The 25,901-nt window shown below is 67.9% G+C and carries 17 protein-coding genes and 1 pseudogene; 10 read left to right on the forward strand and 8 right to left on the reverse strand.

All coding sequences use genetic code 11. The annotated features are described in order from the left end of the window. Positions 1 to 86 precede the first annotated feature (86 nt). Together ABZ930_RS27640 and ABZ930_RS27645 are read left to right on the forward strand one after the other, a co-directional pair. Positions 87 to 350 (forward strand): annotated as a pseudogene (locus ABZ930_RS27640) (XRE family transcriptional regulator); the annotation flags it as partial. Further along, positions 337 to 804 (forward strand): NUDIX domain-containing protein, encoded by a 468-nt coding sequence (locus ABZ930_RS27645; protein ID WP_361553164.1) that lies wholly within the window; start codon positions 337 to 339, stop codon positions 802 to 804. The pseudogene ABZ930_RS27640 and the gene ABZ930_RS27645, both read left to right, overlap by 14 nt. Here the strand turns inward: ABZ930_RS27645 and ABZ930_RS27650 are convergent. From ABZ930_RS27650 to ABZ930_RS27665, 4 genes are all read right to left on the reverse strand, one after another. Further along, a complete protein-coding gene (locus ABZ930_RS27650; RefSeq protein ID WP_361553167.1) occupies positions 792 to 1,355 on the reverse strand; it encodes an HD domain-containing protein in 564 nt (187 codons plus the stop codon). The two genes, ABZ930_RS27645 and ABZ930_RS27650, sit on opposite strands and share 13 nt — an antisense overlap. Before the next feature lie 1,146 nt (positions 1,356 to 2,501). Next, positions 2,502 to 5,873: an ATP-dependent DNA helicase gene (locus ABZ930_RS27655; protein ID WP_361553170.1), complete on the reverse strand. Its 3,372-nt coding sequence runs from the start codon at positions 5,871 to 5,873 to the stop codon at positions 2,502 to 2,504. A 107-nt stretch (positions 5,874 to 5,980) separates the two neighbouring features. Continuing rightward, positions 5,981 to 6,355 (reverse strand): hypothetical protein, encoded by a 375-nt coding sequence (locus ABZ930_RS27660; RefSeq protein ID WP_093681760.1) that lies wholly within the window; start codon positions 6,353 to 6,355, stop codon positions 5,981 to 5,983. Continuing rightward, a complete protein-coding gene (locus ABZ930_RS27665; protein WP_361553173.1) occupies positions 6,352 to 8,715 on the reverse strand; it encodes an AAA family ATPase in 2,364 nt (787 codons plus the stop codon). Before ABZ930_RS27665 ends, ABZ930_RS27660 begins: the two co-directional genes overlap by 4 nt. Positions 8,716 to 9,061: 346 nt before the next feature. On the opposite strand from ABZ930_RS27665, the gene ABZ930_RS27670 reads away from it, so the two are divergent. From ABZ930_RS27670 to ABZ930_RS27705, 8 genes are all read left to right on the forward strand, one after another. Beyond that, positions 9,062 to 11,203, forward strand: coding sequence for a hypothetical protein (locus tag ABZ930_RS27670; protein ID WP_361553176.1), 2,142 nt, complete (start codon positions 9,062 to 9,064; stop codon positions 11,201 to 11,203). Positions 11,204 to 11,220: 17 nt separating this feature from the next. Next, positions 11,221 to 12,843 carry a class I SAM-dependent DNA methyltransferase gene (locus tag ABZ930_RS27675; protein ID WP_361553178.1) on the forward strand — a complete coding sequence of 541 codons (1,623 nt, stop codon included), beginning with the start codon at positions 11,221 to 11,223 and terminating at the stop codon, positions 12,841 to 12,843. After that, positions 12,836 to 14,035, forward strand: coding sequence for a hypothetical protein (locus ABZ930_RS27680; RefSeq protein WP_361553181.1), 1,200 nt, complete (start codon positions 12,836 to 12,838; stop codon positions 14,033 to 14,035). Before ABZ930_RS27675 ends, ABZ930_RS27680 begins: the two co-directional genes overlap by 8 nt. Further along, positions 14,032 to 17,310 (forward strand): type I restriction endonuclease subunit R, encoded by a 3,279-nt coding sequence (locus tag ABZ930_RS27685; protein ID WP_361553184.1) that lies wholly within the window; start codon positions 14,032 to 14,034, stop codon positions 17,308 to 17,310. The genes ABZ930_RS27680 and ABZ930_RS27685 overlap by 4 nt, the downstream gene beginning before the upstream one ends. Before the next feature lie 157 nt (positions 17,311 to 17,467). Then, entirely contained in the window at positions 17,468 to 18,724 is a 1,257-nt protein-coding gene (locus ABZ930_RS27690; protein ID WP_361553187.1) for a hypothetical protein, read from the forward strand. 523 nt (positions 18,725 to 19,247) lie between these two features. Then, positions 19,248 to 19,688 carry a hypothetical protein gene (locus ABZ930_RS27695; protein WP_361553190.1) on the forward strand — a complete coding sequence of 147 codons (441 nt, stop codon included), beginning with the start codon at positions 19,248 to 19,250 and terminating at the stop codon, positions 19,686 to 19,688. Positions 19,689 to 20,272: 584 nt separating this feature from the next. Further along, a complete protein-coding gene (locus ABZ930_RS27700) occupies positions 20,273 to 20,785 on the forward strand; it encodes a SigE family RNA polymerase sigma factor (protein ID WP_361553193.1) in 513 nt (170 codons plus the stop codon). A 56-nt stretch (positions 20,786 to 20,841) separates the two neighbouring features. After that, complete coding sequence (locus tag ABZ930_RS27705) at positions 20,842 to 22,137, forward strand: hypothetical protein (protein ID WP_361553196.1); 1,296 nt, start codon at positions 20,842 to 20,844, stop codon at positions 22,135 to 22,137. A gap of 4 nt (positions 22,138 to 22,141) precedes the next feature. Here ABZ930_RS27705 and ABZ930_RS27710 read toward each other — a convergent pair whose 3' ends face one another. From ABZ930_RS27710 to ABZ930_RS27725, 4 genes are all read right to left on the reverse strand, one after another. Next, on the reverse strand, positions 22,142 to 23,830 hold the full coding sequence (locus ABZ930_RS27710) for a bifunctional 3'-5' exonuclease/DNA polymerase (protein ID WP_361553199.1): 1,689 nt from the start codon (positions 23,828 to 23,830) through the stop codon (positions 22,142 to 22,144). Between the two features lie 163 nt (positions 23,831 to 23,993). Next, entirely contained in the window at positions 23,994 to 24,914 is a 921-nt protein-coding gene (locus tag ABZ930_RS27715; RefSeq protein WP_361553202.1) for an RNA polymerase sigma-70 factor, read from the reverse strand. Next, the gene (locus tag ABZ930_RS27720) at positions 24,911 to 25,405 is read right to left on the reverse strand and encodes a hypothetical protein (protein WP_361553205.1); all 495 of its coding nucleotides are present in this window, start codon (positions 25,403 to 25,405) and stop codon (positions 24,911 to 24,913) included. Before ABZ930_RS27720 ends, ABZ930_RS27715 begins: the two co-directional genes overlap by 4 nt. Before the next feature lie 12 nt (positions 25,406 to 25,417). After that, the gene (locus ABZ930_RS27725; protein ID WP_361553208.1) at positions 25,418 to 25,801 is read right to left on the reverse strand and encodes a DoxX family protein; all 384 of its coding nucleotides are present in this window, start codon (positions 25,799 to 25,801) and stop codon (positions 25,418 to 25,420) included. Positions 25,802 to 25,901 lie beyond the last annotated feature (100 nt).

Below are 25,901 nucleotides of genomic sequence, written 5' to 3' on the forward strand. Positions count from 1 at the left end.
CGCCTGTACAACCTCGTCCTCGCCGGATAGGGGCGGCACTCAATGTTGTGACTACAGCTGCGTCCACCTCAAGATCAGTTACGGGACAGCCCTTAGTGACCGAGGCCGGCTGCGAAGTCAGACTCCACGACACCACCCTCTACACATCGTTGTTCCGCTACGACGACGACCTACTGATCAATCCGCACGTCTGGGGCCAACCGGCCAGCGCCAACCCTCTGTTACACCTGAAGAGAGTTGACTCTGCCGGATGGTTCGACAACTACGCTCAGAGTTTCGAAGCAGTCTGGGCCGGTGCACGGCCTTGGACGCCAGACCAGGAGGTGTCCTCGTCTCATGGGCAGGACTGAGTACTACAACGATCCCAAGGCCCCCCAGGCGAACACGCTCATCCCCGCCAACAACCTGCTCGTCGTCGACGAGAGCGGCGCCATCCTGCTCCAGCGCCGTCGAGACACGGGCCAGTGGGCCTTGCCGGGCGGCGCCCAGGACATCGGCGAGACCGCGGCACAGTGCGCGGTGCGCGAGTGCCTAGAAGAGACCGGCATCATCGCCGAGATCACCGGTTTCCTGGGTGTCTACACCAACCCCAACCACATCGTGGCCTACACCGACGGCGAGATCCGCCAGCAGTACGAGAACACCTACATCGGCCGACCGGTAGGCGGCGAACCCACCATCAACGACGAAGCCGACGGTGTCCGCTACGTCCAGCCGTCCGACCTGGACCAGTACGACATCCACCCCAGCATGCGCCAGCAGATCGGCGACTTTCTCGCCGGTACCTACCCCTACCTGGGCTGAGCGGCCAGCGCCGACTCCACCCGCCCCACGGCCGCAAGGATGTCCGGCTCAGCCCGACGGATGAACCGCCCCACAAGACTGTCAGCGCCATAGCGGTCCCTGATCTCCGCCAGCCGGCCCTCGGCGGAGGTCCTTGCCCCGTCGGGCGTCGTCGTCATGTCGCAGTACACCAAGGCATCCACGAGCCGGTGATCGTCGAGCAGCGGAAACTCGGCCTCCAGCTCGCTGCGCAACCCGCGTTCCTCGGCCTCCAGCAAGGCCATCGAGTGGTTTGCCACCAACCGCACCAGCCGCTCGTCCGCAGCGTGAACGTCACGAAGAAACCGGGCACCATCCAGCGGATGAAAGCCGGTCACGGCCAGCCGCGGGGCGTAGCCCACATCGTGCAGCACGCCGGCAGACACCAGCAGGTCGGCGTCGTCTCCCAGGAGATCCGCCAGCGCGGCTGCGCACCGCGCGACCCCTTGCGAGTGCGCCCATCGACGAGGAAGAGACTCACTCAACTCACCCTCGGCCACCGCACATGCCCAGTCCGCCAACGCTCCGCTCATGGGTCGGTGCCTGCCCGGCTACAGCCCTGATCAGTCTGATTCGGGCAGAAGGGTCTGCTGCGAGAGCGGGTGATATCTGAACTGGCCTGTGCTGTAGTGCGGGTGGGGAGGAATTCGCGGTGCCCAATCTTTACCCCGAAGCGTTCCGCAAGGACGTCGTACGGACAGCGTGCTAGCTCCGGAGGCCATCGCCCATCAGATCGTGAAGGCCGGCCCTTCGATCCACGCTCGCCGAGTTCGAACGGTCAGCTGGGCGCTGACCTGTTCGCGTCCGAGCTCGTGGACAGATGAAGGATCTTGTCCCAAGTAGCCACTAGCCCCGCTGCGCCGGCTGTAGCCAAGGCCACCCCCACCGCAGATGACGCTAGGGCAAACACAATGCCCGTTAGACAGAGGGTGAACGCAGCCCCTCGCAGCACCTGCTGCCGCCACGCCCTGCGCTCCCGGTGGCTGTGCAACAAGCCGTCGCCGGACTCGACCGCGGGTGCCAGGTCGTGGAACTGGTTGCTGGCGAGGACTTTCAGCATCCGCTCCACTTCGAGCAGAGCACGCTTCGGTCCGTCACTCTGATCAAGTGCCGGGTCTGCGGCTTGCGCGCGTTAGCCTCCTGGGAGTCGAAAATGCCTCCATGCGCTCGGAGATACCGGTGGTCCGCAGCTTGGCGCGCTGGATGTCCGCCGCACCGTTGGTCCCCCCCCACCCACCCACCCACCGACCGCACGCAACTCCTCCAAGCCCGTCGAGGACCCCGGCCTGGCACGACACCAAGGCCGCGATGTCAGTGCAGTACGCACGCCACAACTCCGCAGCCGACATGGGTAGCCGGTACCGAGTGCGGAGCACGTCAAAGCTGGACGGATAGGCCCGCTCGGCCACTATGTCTAGGACGTTCGCCTGACCTTCGTCCTCCAGGCCGTGCTGGGCGGTGAACTCTGCGGCCCACCCGGCGAGCGTTCCCCGCCGGTCCACGAGGGTGTTGTCGAGGTCGAAGAGAACCAGAGGCGGCTGCACATCCCGCACCCCAAATGCGCGGCGGTCAGCTGTGTGCTCGGGACTGCGGGGTAGGTCGAGTGACGTTCCCGCTGTGCTCTGCGCCGCGCATCGTTCCTTCATGCTGCCAATGTGATCAATCTAGACCGATGGCGCCTATGGCTGCGCCGAGCCCAGGGCGGCATCCTTGTCCCGGCCGGCCCAGCCGTTGTGGGTGCGCCAGAGGAGGTGGACACCGTAGATGGCGAGCAGAGTTTCGGCGGACCAGTCCTCCGCCGGCGGCTCGGTGAGGACCAGGTAGAGACGGTCGGCGGGGGCAGCCAGGGTGTGATTGATCTCCATGAGGCGGGCGGCACCCGAGCGGAGGTCGGTGTAGGCGGAGTGACCGGCGCCGAGGATCTCGTATAGGAAGTCGCCATCTTCGGCCGTGCGGCTGACATCTACGACGTGGGATGACGTCGCCTGTTCGTCGGCCTCGAACAAGGCCGACATCAGGGCGTGACGCACCGCTTCGTGCTTCTTGCACGTGCGGTCGGTGGCCGCAGTGGTCTCCAGCGTGTGCAGAAGATTCGTCGCGGACGGTGTCGTTACGGCGGTGTCCTCGGCGGGTGCCATGGGCTCGGCTGCTTCCTGCTCGGGCTGGGTTGCGGAGGGTGTGGGTGCGGTCTCGACTGTCGGCTCGGTCAAGGTGGTCATGCGGTGCTGAAGCGTCTCCCGGGCCTGGGCCAGAGAGGGGGACCAGTCCGTTCGCGCCAGGTTCTCGCGGAGACGACTCACATCCAGGCTGTCGTCCTTGAGGGCGCGATTGGTTTCGGCGGCGAGGTCACGCAAGAGGTTCAGGCGCCGTCTGTCGGGTGAGCCGAGCACTCGTCTTACGTCCACCCAGTCCGCTTGGTCGCGGCGGAGTACGCGGTTGGCCATGCCCTTGAGCTCGGAGAGCCGTTCACGGGCGTTCTCCGGTAGGTCGACGCCGTCGACAGTCAGTTCGCCGAACACGCTGAGCGCCGCAAGATAGCGCTCGGCCATCGTCGCCGAGATGGGCTGGCGTCCACGCTTGTCCGTCGTCAGCAGGCAGTGGTTCCTCTCCTGCGCGAAGACCCAGCAGTCCAGTTTTTCGCCGGGGCGGGGCGGGGTCGATCCATGGCGGACGGTCAGGACCAGGGGGACCTTGACCGGCGGGGAGAGCGCTTTGACCTTGTAGCGGCCGCCTGTACCCCAGTCGAGGACGCGGACACGGATGTCGGCGCCGATCTCGGGTACGTCGCCGGCCGCCATCGACGGCTCGGTGGGGTTGGTACCAGGCCCGGGAGTATCGGTGGTGTCCATGAGGGCATCCGGGAGCGGAGAGGTGTGCAGGACGGTCAGGCTCTGGGTGCTTCGGGTGAGGGCGACGTAGAGCTGGCGCAGCCCAGCCGGTCCGCGGTCGGCGATGGTGGCCGGTTCGACGACGAGGACATGGTCGTACTCCATGCCCTTCGCGTCGGCGGCGGCGAGAACGGACACGGTGGCACGGTGCTCTTCGGTGAGGCCGGCGGTTTGGTCGAGATGACGATTGATCTCGCCGAGCCAGCCGGAGTCGTCGGGAACGATGACTGCCACGCGGCGCAGGGTGTGTCCGTCGCTGGTGCCGACGAGTCGGGTCGTCTGAGTGACAGTCTCGTCGAGCAGCGTCCACGGTTCGGCTGCCAGAGTCCGGACGCTGTCGGCGCCCGCTTGGCGCACTGCCCGCGGGTAGGGGAGCGAGGGGGAGATCGTGCGGGCCAGAGGTGCGACGAACTCCATGATTTCCGCCGGTACGCGGTAACTGGTGTTCAGTTCGGCGACGTGCCAGTCGCCGTGATCGGACAGCAGAGTGCCGAGGCGGTCCCAGCCGGCGTAGGCATACGGGCCCGTGGCCTGGGCGAGATCACCGAGTACGGTCATGGAGCCGTTGACCGCGATGCGTCGGCGCAGTGAGCGGGCCTGCATGGGGGTCAGGTCCTGGGCCTCGTCGATGACTATGTGCCCGTAGCGTTGTGGAGTCTCTCCGCTGATGAGGTAGCGCAGCTCTTCCAGGCAGACGCGGTCGTCGAGGGTCCAGAGGTCGGCGTCCGCCGTGGCTGCTCTCGGACGGTGAAGGGCTGCCTGCTCCTCCGGGTCAAGGACCTCGTTGGCGCAGGTGCGCAGGAGTTCGGGGGAGTCGTAGAGGCTTCTGAGGGCTTCCCTGTCACCGGGCGACTGCCAGACGCGTTCGATCAGCCGCTCGACCTGGCGGTTGCGTTCCAGGTCCCGGCGGATCGTGTCTCCTTGGCTGCGGCGTGGGGCCAGAGCAACGAGTTCCTGCAGCAGGCGGTCCACGAGCAGACTGCGGAAGCGGTTGCGGCGCTCGCGGTAGGAGCCGTCGCCCTCGCGTGCCTCCTGGAGAAGGACGAGAACCTCGGAACGCGGGATACGCAGAGTGGTACTGCCAGCCGTGACCGCGAGTTCGGGCTTGGCGTCCTTGTACGTGGGCGTAGTGGTGAATTCGTCGATCGCGTCGGGGCGACACTCGTGTTCCACGCGTCGGCGCAGGACGGCGGCCATGCGGTCGTCGGACTTGACCAGTCGCGCGCGTGGGGTGTCGGTGCCGAGGACATCGCCGTCCCAGAGGCGGTTCATCTGAACCGCGTTGATGTTCCGCGTGCCGAGGGTCGGGAGGACCTGGCCGACGTAGTCGAGGAAGCGTTCGTGCGGGCCGATGACCAAGACGTCCTGCGCCTTGAAGTGGTCGTTGTTGACGAGCCACGTCACGCGGTGCAGGCCGACCGCGGACTTTCCGGTGCCCGGGCCGCCCTGCACGACAAGGATGTCGGCGGGAGAACCGGTGACGAGATCCATCTGATCGCGGCGGATGGTCTCGACGATGTCCCGCATGCTGCCACTGCGGGAGCGCTGGAGCTCTCGCAGGAGGAAGTCATCGAGCGGCTGTTGTCTCTGCCGATGGAGCTGGGCGACATCGGACGGGGTAGGAGCCGACGGGACCGCTGGCGTGTCGGACGTTTCGACCTTGGAATCGTCCTGGGCCCCCGCTTCGGGCGCGGTGCCATCGATGACAGACGGCGTTGTGGGAGAAACGACGGAAATTTCATCGACGTACGCTTCGACGACGTTCTTCGCGCAGCGCAACTGTCTCCGTAAGAGCACTTCACCTGGTGCCTCGGGCAGAGCCTTCGCCCACTTCTCCGCCACCGGAGCGGTCCACAGCACTACGACGGTCTCGCGGGTCTCGACGTCGGAAACGGCACGGCGGCCGATGTAGAAGGTGTCCGACTCCTCGCCCGGCTGGACCCTGACGCGGCTGACGACCAGCGACGCGTCCCCGAGGCCGGCGTACTCTGCGGCCTTCTCCTCGGCGTCCTTCCGGTTGGCGACGCTGTCCTTGCCGCTGGCCGAGGCTGCGGCGACCGAGCCGCCGCTCAGTTCGGCCAGTCGCTTCTCATAGCAGTCGTAGGCGCGGTCCACCGCTTTCTGCTCTTCGGTGATGATCTCGTCGCGCATGGTGGTGCTCATGTACGTCCCCTCCCCCCTGCGGCGCCCCGAGAGACGCTGCGCGCTGGGCATATGCCCAGCCCCCGGCAAAGACTTATCAGACGCGTGGGCCAGCTGTGAATATTCGGTCAACGAGGCAATTCCCGTACCAGTTCGCTGACCTCCGCACGCCATGAGTGGACCTGGTCTCGGGTAGGGCCGATCTCGTACTGGTGGTAGTGGCACCCGAGGCAGAGGTGTGACCAGACGGCGTTGGCCCTGCGGGCGGTGGTCGCGGCGGTGTAGCAGCGCAGGCAGAGCATCTTCGCCCGCGTGGTGATGCCGGCCAGTCCCGGCATCGCGGCGTCGAGCGTGCGGTCGACCGCGATCTCAAGGGCGGTCCGCAGCGCGAGGGAGGCTCCACGGTGCCGACCGGCCGCCGAGGCTTCGACGCTGGGGTCGGAGAGCAACTGGTCGGCTGTCAGCAGCAGCTCGTCGATCGAAGTACTTGCGGCGCCGGTCACTTTGCCACCTCCGTCTTGCGCACCTTCTGCGCGAGCTCGTTGATCTCGCTCACGAAGCGGTGAGCGTCGGCGATACGGGTTCCCGTGGCGTGGGCACCGCTCTGACACTGCTTGAGGAGGTCCACCGCACGCGGGCCGCAACGGGTGCGGAGCTCCTGGTAGACATCGCCGGTGCGGCCGATGTCGCCGAAGAAGGCCAGCGCGGCCATCTTCATGAGCTTGTCCGCGTCGGCGACGGCGGACTGCAGATCGTGCTCGGAGCCCCCGGAGCGGAGGTGCTGGACCCAGGCCATCTCGACGAACGCGTTCTCCAGCGCGATCCGGCACAGTGCGGGGAGCACGTGGGCGCGGGCCGCCTCCGGAAGATTTTCGGTGCTGGCGAGAGCCCTGGCATCCGCAATCGCCTGGCGGATCGGATCGGTTACCGCCCTGACGTTCACTTTGGACGCCTTGCCCCGCTCGACCTCGAACACCGTGACCGGCAGTTCCTGGGTCGTGAAAGAGCGCTGAAGCCGGGTGTCGTGGGTGAACACGATCACCTGCCGGTGCTTGCCGAGCTCGTGCAGGACATGGGCGAGCCCGTTGACCTTGGCCGGGTCCATGGACTGCACGGGGTCATCGATGATGATGAAGCCGAACGGGCTGTCGGCGGTGGCGGCACGGGGCAGGAACAATGACAGCGCGAGAGAGTGCTGCTCCCCCTGGCTCATGACGCTCAGCGCCGAAGCCTCCTCCCCGTCGACAGTGACGTCCATGACAAGCTTGCGGACGTTGGCTCTCTCGCTGCCCTGGAGGCTCACCGACTGGAGGTCGATGTCGCTCTCTTGGCGAAGCTCTTCCCAGATCCGCTGGGAGTGACCGGTGAAGCCCTCCATGCGCCTCTCCCGCAGCTCGGCGGTGAGACCCTTGACCCAGGTGCGGGCCTTCCTGACATGGCCGAGCTGGGGCTCGGCGTTCGCCGCGGTGCGGGCCTTCTCCATCCAGCTCGCCAGGCGCGTGACGAGCTGGCGCCACCGTTCGTCCCGCTTCTCCAGCTCCCGGACGGCGTTGTCCTTTACCGCGGCGCAGGCGTCGGACAGGGTCAAGGCGGTGTCGTGGAAGCGGTGCACAAGCTGAGCCGGATCGCTGATCGCACGGCAGGCGAGCCATTCGTTCCAGGGATCGGTCAGGGCGACCGGGATCCGCTGAGGCGTCTCGATGAGGTTCTGAGCCGCCCGTGCCGCCGATCGCAGTTCGCTGCGCGCGTCCTCGGCGGTCTTTGCCTCCTGCCGAAGCAGGGTGATCTGGGTATCGGCGTCGGCGGCCCACTCGGCGTCGAGGACCCGTTCCGTGCCGCAGACCGGGCAGGACCCTTCGTCGGGATAACGGTTGCTGTGGGCCAGGGCCTTCTCCAGCAGGCCGACGCGCTGCAACGCGTCCTCGGCCCCGGTCAGGCGCACGTCCTCGACTCCGGCGAGTGCCTCGCGCAGCCGGTCCACCGCAGCTCCGACCTGCTCCAGGTCAGGTCCCCGCATGTCGACCGCGGCGCGCAGTTCGGCGAGGAGACCGTCATCGTCGGAGGGCAGGCCCGCCACGAGTACGTCCAGCGCCTCGAAGTCAGGCCGGCCCTTCGTCTCAATGGCGACGAGCGCCTGGACCGCACGCTCGTCGTCCTCGAGTGCGTACAGCGCGGCCGTGATTTCCGGCAGCTCGTTCTTCGCCGCCTTGATCGCGTCGCCCAGCGCCTTCTCCTGCAGCCCAAGGTGGTTGTACGCGGAGCTCAGGTGCCCGAGTCCGAGGATCGTGGCGATGGAGTCGTACATCTGGGAGGGCTTGCCGCTGATCATGCGACCGAGGTCGACGTACGACAGAAAGGGACGGTAGTCCGTCAGGGCCTGCTTCCACGCCGCCTGGTCGAGGGGGACCGCGCCGTGTCCCGGACGCCGGAACGTACCCACGCAGTCGGTGATGTTGTGCCCGGTCCAGGCGCGAGTGAGCGAGCTCCGGCCAGAGTCCCCCTCGACCGTCAGCTTGACCTCGATCTCCGTCTTGGCCCCGTCGTGCAGGTTGCGCCAGTTGCTGGTGCGCGTCGCATCCTGCCCGAGCCAACGCATGTTGGTGCCGGTGAACGCCGTCTCGATGGCTTCGGCGATGCTGGACTTCCCCGAGCCGTTGCGGCCCACGACGAGCGTGACACCCGGGCGGGGGCTGAGGTTCAGCCAGGCCCGAGGACCGATGCCCCGAAAACCTTCCACAGAGACGGAGTCGAGGAAGATCCGGCCCATGGGCGAGTTCCCCAGGGTCTGCGCGCTGCCGAGCGCCTCGGTCAGGAGAGCCTTCACGGGTTCGCCGAGGGGCGCGAAAGCCAGACGCGCCTCCACGAGCTCGGCGAGCGGTACGGACTCGGGGGCAGGATCCTGCGAGGCGAGCGTCGCGGAACGGGACGCGGCAGGCTGATCCTGTTCTGATCTGGTCGTCGGAGCGTTGTCAGACATGGAGAGACCTCCGGATCTCGACTGCGGCGAGCACCAGGTGTCGGTGCGCCGTACGAGCACCAGAGTGAGACAGGACGGCTCAGAAATTCGTTGCAGATGTTGATAACCGGGGTTATCAGGTTTCCTCTCCTGGCCTTTTCGTCTTCGCTATAGGGTTCTGCCACCCTCCAAGCCCGCTGATCGGCCGACGAGGATGCCCAACAGGACCGGTGCGGAGGAGGGAGGCGAGCGAGTGACCAGCACACGCGAAGGAGCCGTGTCGCCCATCGTGCCCGAGCCGTCGGCCTGGCGGATCACTTATGCGGAAATCGCCACCCTCGCCCAGGTGCGGCGGCCCGTACCCACCACCTGGAGCCGCAGGCACTCGGACTTTCCCGCTCCCGTCGCCCACGAAGAAGGGCGGCCCCTGTTTGACGCGCGCGCGGTCGTCAACTGGCTGACGACGACGGGTCGCGGCAACGCCGAACCCCGCCGCCTGCAGGCCGAACTGGCCCTGTACACCCTCGCCGCTTGGCGGACGCCTGCCCTTTCCGCCTCCGTCCTGGTGCGGGCACTGACCGCGTTGATCTGCCTGCGCCAACAACTTGACGTTCCTCTCTCGGCCCAGAGCTGGGACGCGGTCCTCACCCAGGCCGACGAGCTCGATCCCGAGAACACGTACATGTCTGCCGAGTTGAAGGCCGTCCCGCAGCCGGACTGCCTCGGTCCCGAGCTGGCAGCGTTGGCCGACGAGCTGACCGAGGCCGCCTACACCCCCGCCGAGGCTTTCGACTGGGTCCTGGAGGCCCGGCGCCGCCTCGGTTCCCACGACTTGGCCGCCGACGAGCCCACCCCGGCCGTGGTACGCGCCCTTGCGGCCCTCTCCGGCGTCGACACCCTCGACGAAGGCTCTGTCGTCGCCACCACGCACGCGCGCTCCGGCGACCTGCTCGCCGCCCTGCACACCCGGGCCGCCGAGGACTCCGGCCACACCTACCTCGCCGCCGACTTCGACCCGGTGCGGGTCCGCCTGGTCCGCCGCCGGATGCTCGTCCGAGGCGTGAACGAGTTCGACCTCGGCGTCGCCGAAGGGGAGGACCTGCCCGTCGACGACTGGGGATATCCCCATCTGCTGGTCTCCGTCCTCCCATACGAGTCGGGGGAGAACCGCAGCCCACAGGTCGTCCTGGAACAGGTGCAGGCACTCACCGACTACCTCGACGAAGGCTCGACAGCCGTCGTTCTCGGCCCCGCCGACGTGCTCGTCCGCCCGCTCCCCCGGCATAGCGAGGCCGACCGCCTGCGCCGGTCCTTCCTCCGGGACGGTTTACTCAAGGCCGCGGTGAGCCTGCCCGACGGCGCGTTCCCCTACCGTCCCGGTTACCGCACTGCCTTCTGGGTGCTGGCCCGCACCTCGGCGGAACACCGCACGGGCCTGGTCCTCCTCGCCGATTACTCCGCGCAGCCGCTCACCGACACGGTCCTTGACGTGCTCGCAGCGGACATTGCCATCTGGCGCTCCGCCCCCTGGCGCGGCGACCGCCGCCACGAACCCCGCCATGCGGTGATCGTCCCCGCGAAGGACCTCGACGACCGGCCGGGCGCCGCCTTCACCACCCAGCACCGCCCGCCCACGGCCCGCTACACCCGTGGTGTCATCGAGCGTCCGGTCCGCATCAGCGCCCTGGAGCAGAGCCTGACGGAGCTGCACGAGCAGGCCCGGCAGCGCACCGATCTGCGCACGGCACTGAGCGCCCAGGTCGTGCTGCGCCCCGACGACCAGCCTGTGCGGCGCACCACCGTCCGCCGGCTCCTCGATGACCGGCGCCTGCGCCGACGCCCCGGGCACCGTTTCGCCGACGAACACCTCACGGCGGACGGCCACTACACCGTGCTCACCCCCGACGAGGTCCTCGGCATCGCACGCCCGGGTGGACGCCGCATCGACCGGGGAGTCCTCCTCACCGGCTACGAGCACGCCCTGTTCACCGAGCCGGGCGACATCGTCGTCACTACGAGCCCCCGCTTCGGCACCTACGTCGACGAAGCGGGCCTGTCCCTGGTGGCAGCCCCGGCCCGTATCCTCCGCGTCCACCCCGACGCCGACCCGCCGGTGCTGCCACGGGTACTCGCGGCACTGTTGCGGGCGGCCGCCGCCGACTACGCGCGCACCAGCGGCGCGGTACGGGCCTCGCGCGGCATCGAAGACCTCCTCATCCCCGACCTGAGCCGGCGCGAGGCCGAGCGTTTCGACGCCGTACTCGCGGAGATCGAGACCCGCGCGCACCTCCTGCGGGAGCAGTCTGCGGCCCTCGACGACCTGGTCCGCCTCACTGCCGCCGGCATCGCCGACGGCACGCTCACCCTCCAGAACCTTCCCGGAACCGACGACTGAAGGAGACGGTCTGCCCCATGGCTACCGCTGCGAAGAAACCTACCGACCAGGCGGAGTTGTTCAGCGCCTCCACCGCCAAGGAGATCCAGGCGATCCTGTGGAAGGCCGCCGACAAGCTGCGCGGCTCCATCGACGCCGCGCAGTACAAGGAGTTCGTCCTTGGTTTGATCTTCCTGAAGTACGTCTCCGACGCCTTCAGCGAGCGCCGTTCCGAGCTTGCCGCGGAACTCGCCGATGACGGCATCACCGAGGACCGGATGGACGACTTCCTGGAGGACCGGGACGAGTACACCGGCGCCCACGTCTTCTGGGTCCCGGAGACCGCCCGTTGGACGTGGATCGCCACGCACGCCAAGAGTCAGGGCATCGGCAAGCTCCTCGACGACGCGATGGACGCCGTCATGCGCGAGAACGCCTCGCTCACGGGCGTCCTGCCGAAGATCTTCAACCGCGACAACGTCGACCAGAAGCGTCTCGGCGAACTCGTCGACCTCATCAGCGACGCCCGCTTCGGCGGCAGCGGCGACAAGCCCGCACAGGACGTGCTGGGCGAGGTGTACGAGTACTTCCTCGGCAACTTCGCGCGGGCCGAGGGCAAGCGGGGCGGCGAGTTCTACACGCCGCAGTCCGTCGTCCGGCTGATCGTGGAGATCCTGGAGCCGTACGAGGGACGGGTCTACGACCCGGCGTGCGGCTCGGGCGGCATGTTCGTCCAAGCGGCCAAGTTCATCGAGGCGCACCAGGGGCGCGGCCACAAGGCGGACATCGCCGTCTACGGCCAGGAGCTCAACGAGCGCACATGGCGCCTGGGCAAGATGAACCTCGCCATCCACGGCATCGACGGCAACCTCGCCCCTCGCTGGGGGGACACCTTCGCCGACGACAAGCACCCGGACCTCAAGGCCGACTTTGTCATGGCCAACCCGCCCTTCAACATCAAGGACTGGGCGCGGGACGAGAGCGACCCGAGGTGGAAGTACGGGGTACCGCCGAAGGGCAACGCCAACTACGCCTGGCTTCAGCACATGATCGCCAAGTTGGGCGAGCGGGGCACCGCCGGCATCGTCCTGGCCAACGGCTCCATGGGCTCCCAACAGAGCGGCGAGGGCGAGATCCGTCAGGCATTGGTGGAAGCCGACCTGGTGGCGTGCATGGTTGCGCTCCCATCTCAGTTGTTCCGCACCACCCAGATCCCGGCCTGCCTGTGGTTCCTGGCCAAGGACAAGTCCCCGCAGGGTGCGAAGCGCCTGGACGACCGGCGCGGCGAGATCCTCTTCATCGACGCTCGGAACATGGGCGAGATGACCGACCGTACGGAGCGCGTACTGGCGGAGGCCGACCTCGCGAAGATCGCCAACCTCTATCAAGCATGGCGAGGGACGGCCTCGGCTCGTGAAGCGGGGCTGACATACGCGGATGAGGCAGGATTCTGCTTCTCGGCCGACCAGGAGACGGTCCGGGAACGTGGGTATGTCCTGACGCCGGGGCGGTATGTGGGGGCTGTTGCGGAGGAGGAGGAGAGCGCGGCGGCGGTGGCGGAGAGAATCGCTGAGCTGACTGAGGAGTTGTACGGGCTATTCGAGAAGTCCGCTGAGCTGGAGAAGACCGTTCGGGAGCAGCTCGGGAGGATCAGTGTCTGAATCGAAGGCGGTGGTCTTTCGGGCTCTACTGACTACGACCAAGGATGGCGACTGGGGGAAGGGTGAGCCGCAGCAGGGGCATGCTCCGGTTAATGTGATTCGTGGAACGGATTTCGCGGAGGTGAGTCTGGGACGCATCGCGGGTGTCCCGCTCAGGTATTTGTCGCAGAAGACGCTGCACCGACGTCTACTGCGAGCGGATGACATTCTGATCGAGACTGCAGGCGGGTCGCGTGACCGGCCTACTGGGAGGACGGTACTCATCTCCCAGGAAGTCCTAGATGCATTCTCGGGCGATGTTACATGTGCGAGTTTTGCGCGCTTCCTGCGGGTCGACCCGGTGATTGCTAATCCTCGCTATGTGTACTGGTACCTTCAGTACCTTTATGCCAGGGGAGATATGTGGGTCCATCAGGTACAACACACTGGCGTGGCCCGATTCCAATTCACGCGATTTGCGGAGACCGAGGAGGTCCCGCTGCCGATTCGTGCCGAACAGGACGCGATCGCGGACCTGCTTGGTACGTTGGATGCCAAGATCTCCTCCAATGAGCGCATCGCGGCCACGATCAATGAGTTGGGTGGGGCACTTTTTCGGGGTCCTGTTGAGCGTTCCCCGCGATTGATCACCGACGTCGCGAGCGTCATCATGGGCCAGTCACCCCCTGGTGATACATATAACGAAATTGAAGCAGGGCTCCCCTTCTATCAAGGCACCAGAGATTTTGGTGTGCGCTATCCAGGCCACCGGATTTGGTGTACTGCAGTCACACGCCGCGCCTATGAGAACGACGTACTTGTGAGCGTGCGCGCCCCGGTTGGTGAGATCAACGTAGCTACAGAGGAATGTGGAATTGGGCGCGGAGTTGCCGCCGTTCGATCGGCGCAATATCCGCATGTGCTTCTGCAAGCGCTCTCTTCTGATCCCTCCGTATGGTTGCCATATGAAGCTGAGGGGACGGTGTTCGGATCGATCAACAAGAAGCAATTCTTGGGGCTAGAGTTGAGCTGGCCAAGTGGGCAGGCAATTGATGGGCTCGAATCGCAGCTCAAGGCACTCGACGGTCGACTCCGGCAGGTCACGGAAGAGTCCAAAACCCTCGCCGACCTTCGCGCCACCCTCCTACCTCAGCTCATGTCCGGCCGTTTTCGCGTCAAAGACGCCGAGAAGATTGTCGAGGACCACGCGTGACGCACGACGACGAGAGCGGAATTAGCAGAAGTCAGAACCGCCGACCCCTTGAAGCCGATTGGGAGCTGCTAGCTCTCGACGAGCTCGCCGAGCTGGCCTGGCTGCCCGCTTCCGGCAATGAGTTCGCACCCGGCTCCCGGCACCGTAAGTCCTGGGACGACCTGATCCTCTACCCCGATCTCCGCGAGGCGATTGAGCGGCTTAACCCTGAGCTGCCCCCGGACGCCGTACGCGATGCCATCGCGGCCGCGGCGACCCCGGAGTCGCAGGACACGTACGAGGAGAACCGCACCGCCCACGGCTACCTGACGACCGGCATCCGCTCCGTCGTCTACACCGACGCCTTCGGTGCCGAGCGCAACCCGACCATCCGCCTCGTCGACCTGACGGACCCGGATGGGAACACGTACCGCGCGCTGAACCAGGTCACCGTCGTCGACGGCGAGAAACGGCGTCGCTTCGACATCGTTCTGTACGTCAATGGACTCCCGCTCGCCGTACTGGAGTTGAAGCGCGCCGGCGACGAGAGCGCCACGCTCCAGGACGCGCACTCCCAGGTCTCCCGGTATGTGAAGGAGTTCCCGACTGCCTTCCGCTACAACGCGGTGGTGCTGCTCTCCGACGGCGTCACGGCCAAGTACGGCACGCCCTTCACTCCGTACGAGCACTTCGCGCCGTGGAACACGGACGAGTCCGGGGCTCGGGTCGACCCGTTCGCTGCGGACAGCGATGGGGTGTTTGACTCGGGCCAGGATCTGGCCCTGCACGGGCTGTTCACCCAGCCTCGGTTCCTCTCCATGTGCCGGTCCTTCATCAACTTCGTCCCGGCCAAGCGGATGAAGCGCATCGCGAAGCCGCACCAGTACTTCGCGGTGACCGAGGCCGCGAAGAAGGTGCGGGAGGCAGCATCTGGAGACGGTAAGGCCGGCGTCGTCTGGCATACGCAGGGTTCGGGCAAGTCCGAGGAGATGGTGCTTACCTCGGCGATGGTGATGGGCGACCCGGCCCTGCTGAACCCGACTGTTGTAGTCATCACCGACCGCAACGACCTCGACGACCAGCTGCACTCCACCTTCCTGGAGAGCGAGATCCTTCCGGGTACGCCCCTCCAGATATCGACCCGGGCCCAACTGCGGGAGGAGCTCGCGGCCAAGCGGACCGGTGGCATCCTCTTCACCACGCTGCAGAAGTTCGGCAGGACCAAGGAAGAGAAGGAGTCGGGGGCCGACCACCCGTTGCTCTCAGACAGGCGCAACATTGTGGTCGTCGTCGACGAGGCCCACCGCAGCCACTACGACAACCTCGACGGCTACGCCCGACACCTCCGCGACGCCCTCCCACACGCCACGCTCCTCGCCTTCACCGGGACCCCGATCTCCGAGGCCGACCGCAACACCCGCCAGGTCTTCGGCGGTTACATCGATATCTACGACCTCAAGAGGGCTGCCGACGACGGCGCGACGGTCAAGGTCTTCCACGAAGGCCGCGTCATTAAGCTCGTCCTCGGCAAGGACGTCGACCCGACAAAGATTGACGAAGAGGCTGACCGCATCACCGACGGTCTCGATGACACCGAACGCCGCCGGGTTGAGACGGCCGTCGCCACGATGAATGCCATGTACGGCTTACCTGCCCGTGTCAGAGACCTCGCCGAAGACCTGGTGGCTCACTGGGAGGAGCGGCGCGAGCGGATGCAGCCATTCGTCGGCGTCTCCGAGAAGGGCGGGGAGGCCGGCAAGGCGATGGTCGTCTGTGCGACCCGCGAGATCTGCGTTCGCGTCTACGACGCCCTGCGCGAGCTGCGGCCGGAATGGCACCACGATGAACCTGCCAAGGGTGCGATGAAGATCGTCTTCTCGTCGAACTCCCGCAAGGACGAGGACCACCTGCTCGTTCACGCGCTGCCCGACGGCCAGCGCAAGGCGGTCATCAATCGTGCCAAGGACCCTGACGACGAGCTGGAGCTGCTCATCGTCAACAACATGCTGCTGACCGGCTTCGACGCCCCGCCGGTCCACACCATGTACCTGGACCGCCCGCTCAAGGGCGCCAACCTGATGCAGGCCCTCGCCCGGGTCAACCGTCGCTTTCGCGGCAAGGAGGACGGTCTGCTCGTCGGCTACGCGCCGCTGACGGAGAACCTGCAGAAGGCGATCGCCGAGTACACGGACGCCGACCAGGCGGACCGCACCCTCGGCCAGGACCTCGACCGCGCGCTGGACGAGCTGCGCAACGAGTACGACATCATCAGCGACATCCTGCGCGGCTTCAACTGGCGTGCGCGTCTTGAACAGCCGACAGCGAAGGCGTTCGTCAACGCCGCCGGCGGGGCCGCCGAGTACCTCCGGAACCCGCGTACCCCTGGCAACGACCCGGAGAAGCTCGACGACCCCCGTCAGACCGTCGGTCGGCGTTTCCGCGACCACTCCCACCGGTTGGAGCGCTTCTACGCGCTGTCTGCCAGCGCCACGAACATCGGCGAGCGGTTTCCGGATCACCCGACCTGGCGCCGGGACATCCAGTTCTTCGTCGAGGTCCGCGCCTACATGGCAAAGCTCGACGCGGCGGAGCGTGAGGCGCGTGGCCTGCCCGTCGCCCGCGATGTCGAGCTGTACCTCGCCCAGCTGACCTCATCCGTGGTCGAGACCGGCGGGATATCGGACCTGTTCGCCGAGGCCGGCCTGGAGATGGCCGACCTGACGCACCTCAACGACGCCCTCGTCGCCAAGCTCCAGGGCAGCGATACCCCCCACCTCGCGGCGGAGGCGCTGCGTCGACTCATCGAGCAGAAGATGCGCGAGGTCACGCGTCACAACATCGTCCGCCGCACGGCCTTCTCTGATCGTCTGCAAGACCTGATGATTCGGTACACGCGGCAGCAGTACACGAGTGCTGAACTCATCGCCAAGCTGGTCGAGATGGCCAAGGAGGTGGTGGAGGATGCCAGGCGAGGCGAGAAGTTCGACCCGCCGCTGAACTGGCGTGAGCTCGCGTTCTACGACGCCGTGGCCGAACACGACACGGCTCAGGAGCTCATGGGCGATGAAATCCTGGCGAGCATCGCCCGCGATCTCGTCGCGGAGGTCCAGAAGAAGCTCAAGCCCGACTGGATCGCTCGTGAATCGGTCCGCGCCGGTCTCCGCAGCGCCATCAAGCGCCTGCTTGCCCGCCACGGCTACCCGCCGGACCGGCGCGCGGTGGCTGTGGACCTGGTCCTGAAGCAGATGGAGCACTTCGCCGACGAGTGGGCCACCACCGGTATGCCCGACAGCTGAGCCCGCGCGGCCACGTCGGCGCGAGAGCAGTGCACCCACGCCTCGATCGGGTCGGGGCCGAGGTCTCCCGCCTTTGGAGGACCTCGGCCGCGGCCCGGCGATCACTCTGCGAACTCCGACCACCTTCGACGGCGAGAAGTCACTCCAGGAGCGGACCATGGACAACGAGATTCAGCTGATCAGCGACGGGGATGGACTGACAGTCATCGGGAGTGCGAAGGATGTCGAAAACTTCCTCGCTTCGGAGGGGCTGCCCTCCAAGAGCCTCGGACCGCGATGGTACAAGTCCGTTCTCACTACGGGTGCTGCAGTCGCAGAGGCAGGATCGGAGGTCGCCGCCAACTCCGCTCAATGGGTGAAGCTGACCCCGAAGTCGGCACTGCTCCTCAAGAAGTATGGCCTGAGGGAGAGCGCGAAGACAGGGCTCAGCACAGGTGTGCTGAAGGGACAGAAGGGGCAGATCAAGGGCTTCCTCGAGTTCGCGCACGCGCCCCGATCGCTCCTGTCTAACCCGGCGACTCTTGCCAACGCCGGAAAGCTCATGGCGCAGGTCGCCATGCAACAGAGCATGGACGAGATCACTGACTATCTCGCCGCGATCGACAAGAAGGTCGACGACGTACTGCGTGCCCAGAAGGACGCTGTGTTGGCCCGCATGATCGGAGTGGGCTTCGTGATCGAGGAGGCCATGACCATCCGAGAGAAGCGGGGCAGGGTCGACGAGGTCATCTGGTCGAAGGTGCACGCCGCGCCGGCGACGATTGCGGAGACGCAGGCGTACGCGTTGCGTCAACTCGACGCGCTTGCCGAGAACATGGAGCGCAAGACCAAGATCGGTGATCTAGCCACGATGGCCAAGGAAGTTGAGGTCATCGTTCGAGAATGGCTCGCCGTTCTGGCTCGCTGTTTCCAGTTGCAGGACGCGATCGCCGTACTCGAACTCGACAGGGTGCTGGACGCGTCCCCTGATGAGCTCAACGGGCATCGCCTCGGACTGAAGGCCGCCCGGCAAGGCCGGCTGGAGCACATCTCGCGGACCACCGAGACTCTGCTGGCCAGGATGAACGTCGCTGCTGGCGTGGCTAACGCCAAGGTGTTGCTGCACCCGACCACCTCCCCGGCTGTGGTCCAGTCGAGTAACCAGGTTGCGACCGGCGTCCATGAATTTCACGTGCGGCTCGGAATTGAGTCCGGTGGCGACTCATCTGAGGCGAAGCGATGGACAGAAGCTGCCCTGGAAGTGAGGGACAGAGCATTGGAAAGAGGGGTAAATGGTGTTGGTGCGGCTCGAAGCCTTGGCAATGAGACCCTCGACCGGGCCAACTCGGTGAAGAACAAGCTCTCCAGCGGTATCGCGGAGCGAGCGCGTCGTCTGCGCGGGAACGACGAGCAAGGCAACAAGAAGACTGAGTGAGCGCCGACCATCCCGGTGTACCGGACGTCTGGCGCCAGCCTCCTGGCGGCCGTGTATCTGTCGGGTTCCCTCGTCCCGGTTCCCGAAAGGTCTCCTGGTGCACGCTGATGGAGCTCGGGCGTGATGGCCAGGTGTGTAGTCAGAAATCTCCAACTCGGTTTCCGTCAGTGGACTTCACGCCTACGCTGGCCCTGCCGCATCCGAAGGGCCTGCACCCGTCAGAGCATTCGGACTCTCTCAGTGCGAGGGGAGCACTTTGCCCACTTCCCCTACTGAGAAGGGTCGGTGTCGGCTCTGTGGCGGCGTCATACGGATAGATCGGCGTACCGGGAAGGTGCTCGCCCATCCTCGCGCCGACCGGCGGACAGGGCAGTGCCCGGAGTCGGCAAAGCAGCGCTATCAGCCCGGAGCGCCCCGGGCACCCCTCTACCTGACCGGCTCCTCCGGCAGCTCGCCCTCGGTGCCGAGCCGCCCGCGCAGCACGATCCGGGAAGTGCCTGTGCCGAGACCATCGTGGATCCCGTTGTGGGGCGACATCGACGCCCCGATCGTCACTCTTCCCGCCAAGGGGCGCACCGGCTACTGGATCCCCAAGCACGGTTGGCAGAAGCATGAGCAGTTCGTGCACGACTACGTACATCGGCGAGCCAGGCCGGAGTGGGAACGGGAAAGCGACTCCTGGGCCGTGGCCACCGACCACTTCATCGAACTCGCTGGCACCCTTGTGCAGCGGCACGGTCGCATTCTGCTTGGCAGGGAGTTCGACCGCTCCGAGAAGTGCAACCCTCGCTGTATGAGTGCACTCGGCTATGTATGCACCTGTTCGTGTCGGGCGCGCAATCACGGTGGTGGCCGATGGATGAGCGGATGGCGCATCGCAGACGACACCAATCTGATGGTCGACGGGCGTTCGTGGAGCTGGACCATGCTGGAAAGGATCCCGTCGACGGCGTCGCGGCTTTGATCGGCCGCCCAACAGGGCGTACATGGATGCCTGGGCGCCGGTGATGCTCCCGAGGCTGATCCAGAGGACGCGGGTCCATCGTTGTCCGCAGTAGAGCCAGCAGCGTCCGTTGACTCACTCCTTGCCGTCGTCCGTTTGCCGCGCTGGCGCGGGCAGTCCGTCACGGGGCCGAGTTGGACAAGCTGGGTGCGGCACTGTGGCTCCCATTGGGGCGCTGAGCGACGCGAGCCCTAAGGGTTTCACGCGGTCCAGCGCGTGAGCGCTGCGTGAGCGGACTGCGTGGCATCAGGGTCGACCAGCCGTCACACCGATCAAGTTCGCAAGCCTGTGATCAGCGAAAACTGGATTCGACGGCACCTGCCGGCACCGCCCGGGATGATCTTGCAGGCCCTCGTAATGCGTAGGTCTCGGGTTCGAATCCCGAAGGCGGCTCATCTTGGAACCCCAGGTCGGATTCATCCGGCCTGGGGTTTTTTTGTTCGTCTCGTGCCGGTGCCCGAACTCCTGGCGGCCGGGTCTGCAACATTTCCCGTGTGCCACCGCATCTATTCAGGTGTAGGTGCGACGAAGGGGGAGCGGGCCGGATGAGGCGGTCGCTTGATGGGGCGTTCCGGGAGTTCGCCGAGGGGAGATCGGGGCAGCTTTTTCGGTCTGCCTCTCTGTTGACCAGCGGGGATGTCCATCTCGCCGAGGATCTTGTGCAGGAGACCCTCGGGAAGATGTACGTCGTGTGGGGGCGGACCGCGGTGCGGGACGGGAATCCGGCGGCCTATGCGCAGACCGTGCTCGTGCGGACGTTCCTCGCGCACCAGCGGCGGCGATCGGCCCGGGAGCGGCCGTCCGGTGATCTTCCGGAGGGGGCGGCGGCGGGGACCGGGGACGCGTCCCTGCGGCTGACCCTGCTCGACGCGCTGCGCGGGCTGCCGCCCAAGGACCGGGCCGTTGTCGTGCTGCGGTACTGGGAGGACCGGTCGATCGACGAGACCGCGGACGCCCTGCACCTCAGCTCGGGTGCCGTGCGCACCCGCAGCAGCCGCGCGCTGGCCCGGCTGCGCGAGCAACTCGGCGGCAGCATCGCCGAGTTCGCCGCGCGGTGAGCCGCGCACCAGCACATACCGACGGACGACAGGCTGATCAAGGAGAGGGTGGCGAGATGGGTCAGGTGGGCGGGGACACGGGCGCGGACGCGTTCGAGGAGGAGATCGGTGGGGCGCTGCGGCGCACCGGGGAGCGGTTCGTCGTCGACGACAGGACGGCGCTGGTCGAGCGGGGGATGCTCGGCGGGCGTCGGCGGCTGCTGCGCCGGCGGGCCGGTGCGGTGAGCGGGAGCGTGGCGGCGCTGGCCGTCGTCGGGCTCGGGGCCTCGTACGTGGGCGGGGTGTTCGACACCGCCACCGCCGAGGGCGCAGGGGTGGCGGCCCGGCCCAGCGCGACCGCCGCGCAGAGCAAGGCGCAGAGCAAGAAGGCGCATGGGGACGGGGCCGCCGTTCCTCGTGCGAAGGTCATCGGGATTCTCGAAGGGCTCCTGCCGAAGGGGAAGTTGAGCGGGCAGGAGGGCCGGGGCACGGACGAGGTGCCCGGACCCCTCGCGCATGTCGTGTACGACGACGGCCACGGCAAGGCCGCGATCGGGGTGAGCGTCGGTGCCGTCGACCCGGACGGCGTCGGCACGGCCGAGCAACTGAAGTGCCCGGACAAGAAGTTCGTGCCGTACGACGAGTGCCGCAACGAGAAGCTGTCCGACGGGTCGCGGCTGATGCTGATGCGGGGCTACGAGTATCCGGACCGGCGCGTCGACACCAAGCTGTGGTCGGCGTTCCTCGTCACGCCCGAGGGCTACACCGTCACGGCGAACGAGTGGAACGCGCCCGCCGAGAAGGACGCCGCCGTCACCCGGCCCCGGCCGCCGCTCGGTCTCGCGCAGCTGCGGACGCTCGTCCTGGCCGAGGAATGGCGGCCCGTGATGAACGCCATCGGCACCGCGCCCGACGAGCCCCTGCCCCAGCCGCCCGCCCAGGGCAGCGACCGGGCGTCGATCCTGAAGAACCTCAAGGCCCTGCTGCCCGAGCGGGTGAAGGTGACCGACGAGGGCGGGCAGGACGCCGAGTACGCGTACGTCACCGTCGACGACGGCAAGGGCGAGACCTTCGTCCAGATCAACGTGCAGTCCGACATGAAGGACGTGGAGTCCCAGCTCTTCGGGAGCGACGCCGAGGTGCGGCCCGACGGCACGAAGGTCACCACGCGGCAGGGCGACGGTGACGACAAGGGCGGTGCCGGCATCGTGGAGTGGACCGCCGACACCATCCGCCCCGACGGGATGCGGGTCGTCGTCTCCGCCTTCAACTCCAGTGCCCAGAACAAGGATGCGACGCGCCCCGAACCGGCGCTGACCATGGCGGAGTTGAAGGACATCGCGCTGTCGGGGAAGTGGACCTCCGGCGAGTAGCCGCTCACTTCGCGTCGGCGTAGCACTCCACCGACGCCACCGTGAACGGGAACCGTACCGGCGTCCGCCCGAAGGTCAGGCGGCCCGCCAGGTCCGAGGCCGACCGGATCGCTTCCGCGACCCGGTCGGCCTCGTCCTGCGGGCAGTGCACGATCACTTCGTCGTGCTGGAAGAAGACCAGCTGGGCCGCCATGCCGTCGAGCTCGCGGCGCAGCGCGGCCAGCATCAGCAGCGCCCAGTCCGCGGCGCTGCCCTGCACCACGAAGTTACGGGTGAAGCGGCCGCGGGCCCGGGAGTTCGACGAGGTGTAGCCGTACGCGGGTGAGGTCTGCGGCGACGGGTCCTCCGGGGCGTCCTGCGGGATGCCGGCCTCTTCCTGGTCCGCCGCGTTCACCGCCGGAGGGCAGGTGCGGCCCAGCCAGGTGCGCACCAGGCGGCCCTCCTCGCCGGCCCGGGCCGCCTCGTCCACGTAGGCGACGGCGCGGGGGAAGCGGCGGCGCAGCAGCGCCAGGTTCTTCAGGCCGTCGCCCGACGTCTGCCCGTATATGGCGCCGAGCACCGCCAGTTTGGCCTGGCCGCGGTCGCCGGAGAACGCCCGGTCCGAGATCGACTGGTACAGGTCGCCGTCCTGGCCCGCGACCTCCATGAACGCCGGGTCGCGCGAGATAGCCGCGAGCACCCGCGGCTCCATCTGCGCGGCGTCCGCGACGACCAGCCGCCAGCCGGGGTCGGCGATCACGGCGCGGCGCACCACTTTGGGGATCTGCAGCGCGCCCCCGCCGTTCGTCGTCCAGCGGCCCGAGACCGTGCCGCCCGGCAGGTACTCGGGTCTGAACCGGCCGTCCCTGACCCAGTCCTGGAGCCAGGACCAGCCGTGCGCCGTGTAGATCCGGTACAGCTTCTTGTACGCGATGAGGGGCTCCACCGCCGGGTGGTCGATGTTCTCGATCTCCCAGCGGCGGGTCGAGGTCAGCTTGATGCCCGCCTGCGCGAACGCCTTCACCACGTCCGCCGGCAGATCCGGGCGGACCCGTCTGCCGAACGCCGCCGACACCTCGTCCGCCAGCTCGGCCAGCCTGCGCGGTTCACCGCCGCCCGCGTAGCGGTCGCCGAGCAGTTCGGTGAGCAGGGCGCGGTGCACGTCCGCGCGCCAGGGCAGGCCCGCCCCGTGCATCTCGGCGGCGACCAGCATGCCCGCGGACTCGGACGCCGTCAGCAGGAGCAGGCGGTCGGGGTGGGCGGTGGCGGTGTGGCGGCGCTGCTGGTCCGCGTAGACGTCGATGAGGTCGGGGAGCGGGACGTCGACGGGTGGGCGGGGCTCGAACAGGGAGGACTGGGAGCCCGGGGCCGCCGTGCGCGGGGGCGGGTCCGCCGGTACCGGGCCGCCGCGGAGTCTGGCCAGGGCGGCGGCGGCCGAGCGGGGTTCGCCGTGGCGGCCCTCGTGGGCGAGGAGCAGGGTTTCGGCGGCCTCGATGTCGTAGCAGCGGTCCACTCGGACGCCGGCTGCCAGGAGGCGGGGGTAGACGGTGTGGGTGTCGCGCCAGACCCAGCGGGTGGCCTCCGGCCTGGTGCGGACGGCTTGTGCCAGGTCGGGTTCGTGGGCGACCGGGGCCGTGGGCCGGCCGTCCGGGCCCAGCGGCGCGAGGGCGGCGCCGCCGTGCTCGGTGGGGGCCAGGGCCCAGCGTTCGGTCATACGGCCGAGTGTCACATCCGGGTCTGACAGTGGGGCTGATTGGTGCGGGGGCGGGCGGTGGGTGGTGGGTGGTGGGCGGGTGCGGCTGTCGTCGTGGCTGGCCGCGCCCCGCGGCGGAGCCGCTGATCGATACAGCCCCGCGCCCCCGAGTGCCGGGCGGCGATCAGCTCGTCGTCGTACGCACCCGTTCGTGGACGGCCCACGCGTCCGCCACCGGTCCCAGGTGGGCCAGCTTGTCGGGGTTGATGACGGTGCGGATGGTCTGGACGCGGCCGTCGTGGATCTCCAGGGCCATGGTGTGCAGCACCTTGCCGTCCTGGTCGCGGAAGACCGCGCCGGGCTCGCCGTTGACCTCGCGGGGCTCGCAGGTCACGGCGGCGCGGGCCATCCGCGGGAAGACGGAGCCGAGGAGCCGGGACACGTGCACGGCGCCGAGGATCGTCCGGGCCAGCTGCGGAGCCTTGCCGCCGCCGTCGCCGGCCATCGACACGTCGGCGGCGAGCAGATCCCGCAGACCGGGAACGTCGCCTTCGCGCAGCGCGTCGAAGAACCGCGCCGCCAGCTTCTCCCGCTCGGCGCGGTCCGCCTCGAAGCGGGGGCGGCCCGCCGCCATGTGACGACGCGCCCGCACCACGAGCTGACGGCACGCCGACTCGGAGCGGCCCACCGCCGACGCCACGTCGTCGTAGCCGAAGTCGAAGACCTCGCGCAGGACGAAGGCGGCCCGTTCCAGCGGGCTGAGGCGTTCGAGCAGCAGCAGGGCCGCCGTCGACACCGAGTCGGCCAGCTCGGCGGCGCGCGCCGGGTCCTCGTACGGGTCGGCGAGCAGCGGCTCCGGGAACCACGGGCCCACGTACGCCTCCCGCCGCACCCGCGCCGAGCGCAGGACGTCGATCGAGAGGCGGGTCACCGTCGCCGACAGGAACGCCTTCGCCGACCGAGGCTCCGTCGCGGTCGCCGCGTACCGCAGCCAGGTCTCCTGGACGGCGTCCTCGGCCTCGCTCACGCTGCCCAGGATCCGGTACGCGATCGAGAACAGCAGCGGGCGCAGCTCCTGGAACTCCTCGGTCCTGGTGCCGTTCATCGTGAACTCTCCTCGTCCGGGTGGTGCGGGGCGCACCGGAGCACTCCGGCCGTCCGGCGTTCCACGGCCAGGACCGTGGCGGTCACGGCGGCGTCGAGGTGCCCGCAGCGCGGCAGCACCGCGCCGCCGGCCTCGATCACCGCGGTCTCGGCGTCCGGCAGGCGGCGCGGCGCGGCGCCGGACGACCACAGGACGACGTACGGGACACCGGCCGCCTGCGCGGCGGCCAGCAGGTGATCCGTGCTCGCGGCGCCCCGCGCGGTCATCCGGTGCACCACGGCGTCCGGCCGCGCCGCGCTCACCGCCACGCCGACCGACACGGCGTCGCCCCCGTCCATCACCGTCCCCCGCGCGCCCCACCGCGCCAGCGTCTCCAGCAGGTCCTCGCTCGTCGTCGCCGCCGTGACCCGGTGCCCCCGCAGCACGAATCGCGCCACCAGAAGCCGTCCGACGGGTCCGCCGCCGTCCGCCAGGAACACACGCACGATCATGCCCGCCCCGGCTCAGCCCGTGAAGGACCCGGGACCGAACCGGCCCCAGGCGACGAAGGCCGCGAGGGCGAGATAGACGAGGTTCACCGCGACGAGCGGGTACTCGCCGAGCCGGCCGTGGGTGATCATCGCGCCGATCATCAGGGCGATCCAGCAGGCGGCGGTCACCGGTACCAGGACCGGCGCGACGCCGAGTGCGGCGGGCAGGATCAGCCCGGCCGCGGCCAGCAGCTCCAGCACGCCGAGGCCCTTCACGAATCCGGTTCCGACACCGGCCGTCCAGCCGCCTCCGTGCGCCGCGGCGAGCTTCTGCTTCGGTACGAACGCCTTGGTGACTCCGCCGGCCAGCGCGACCGCGGCCAACAGGCCCGTGGTGATCCACAGTGCGAGGTTCATCGTCCGCTCCTTGTGCGTCGGGGTGCGTGTGCTCGGTGCACGACCCCATGGACGAGACGGCGCCCGCGCCTGTGACATCGGGACGGGCGGCGGCGTGGAA

Origin of the sequence: Streptomyces sp. NPDC046716, assembly GCF_040645755.1 — a bacterium.
Lineage (GTDB): Bacteria > Actinomycetota > Actinomycetes > Streptomycetales > Streptomycetaceae > Streptomyces.

Bases quoted from the DNA above. Each gene is read 5' to 3' on its own strand.
- ABZ930_RS27700 (WP_361553193.1), top strand. From the start codon at position 20,273: ATGAGGCGGTCGCTTGATGGGGCGTTCCGGGAGTTCGCCGAGGGGAGA.
- ABZ930_RS27725 (WP_361553208.1), bottom strand. From the start codon at position 25,801: ATGAACCTCGCACTGTGGATCACCACGGGCCTGTTGGCCGCGGTCGCG.
- ABZ930_RS27705 (WP_361553196.1), top strand. From the start codon at position 20,842: ATGGGTCAGGTGGGCGGGGACACGGGCGCGGACGCGTTCGAGGAGGAG.
- ABZ930_RS27710 (WP_361553199.1), bottom strand. From the start codon at position 23,830: ATGACCGAACGCTGGGCCCTGGCCCCCACCGAGCACGGCGGCGCCGCC.
- ABZ930_RS27715 (WP_361553202.1), bottom strand. From the start codon at position 24,914: ATGAACGGCACCAGGACCGAGGAGTTCCAGGAGCTGCGCCCGCTGCTG.
- ABZ930_RS27655 (WP_361553170.1), bottom strand. From the start codon at position 5,873: ATGAGCACCACCATGCGCGACGAGATCATCACCGAAGAGCAGAAAGCG.
- ABZ930_RS27675 (WP_361553178.1), top strand. From the start codon at position 11,221: ATGGCTACCGCTGCGAAGAAACCTACCGACCAGGCGGAGTTGTTCAGC.
- ABZ930_RS27690 (WP_361553187.1), top strand. From the start codon at position 17,468: ATGGACAACGAGATTCAGCTGATCAGCGACGGGGATGGACTGACAGTC.
- ABZ930_RS27720 (WP_361553205.1), bottom strand. From the start codon at position 25,405: ATGATCGTGCGTGTGTTCCTGGCGGACGGCGGCGGACCCGTCGGACGG.
- ABZ930_RS27650 (WP_361553167.1), bottom strand. From the start codon at position 1,355: ATGAGCGGAGCGTTGGCGGACTGGGCATGTGCGGTGGCCGAGGGTGAG.
- ABZ930_RS27645 (WP_361553164.1), top strand. From the start codon at position 337: ATGGGCAGGACTGAGTACTACAACGATCCCAAGGCCCCCCAGGCGAAC.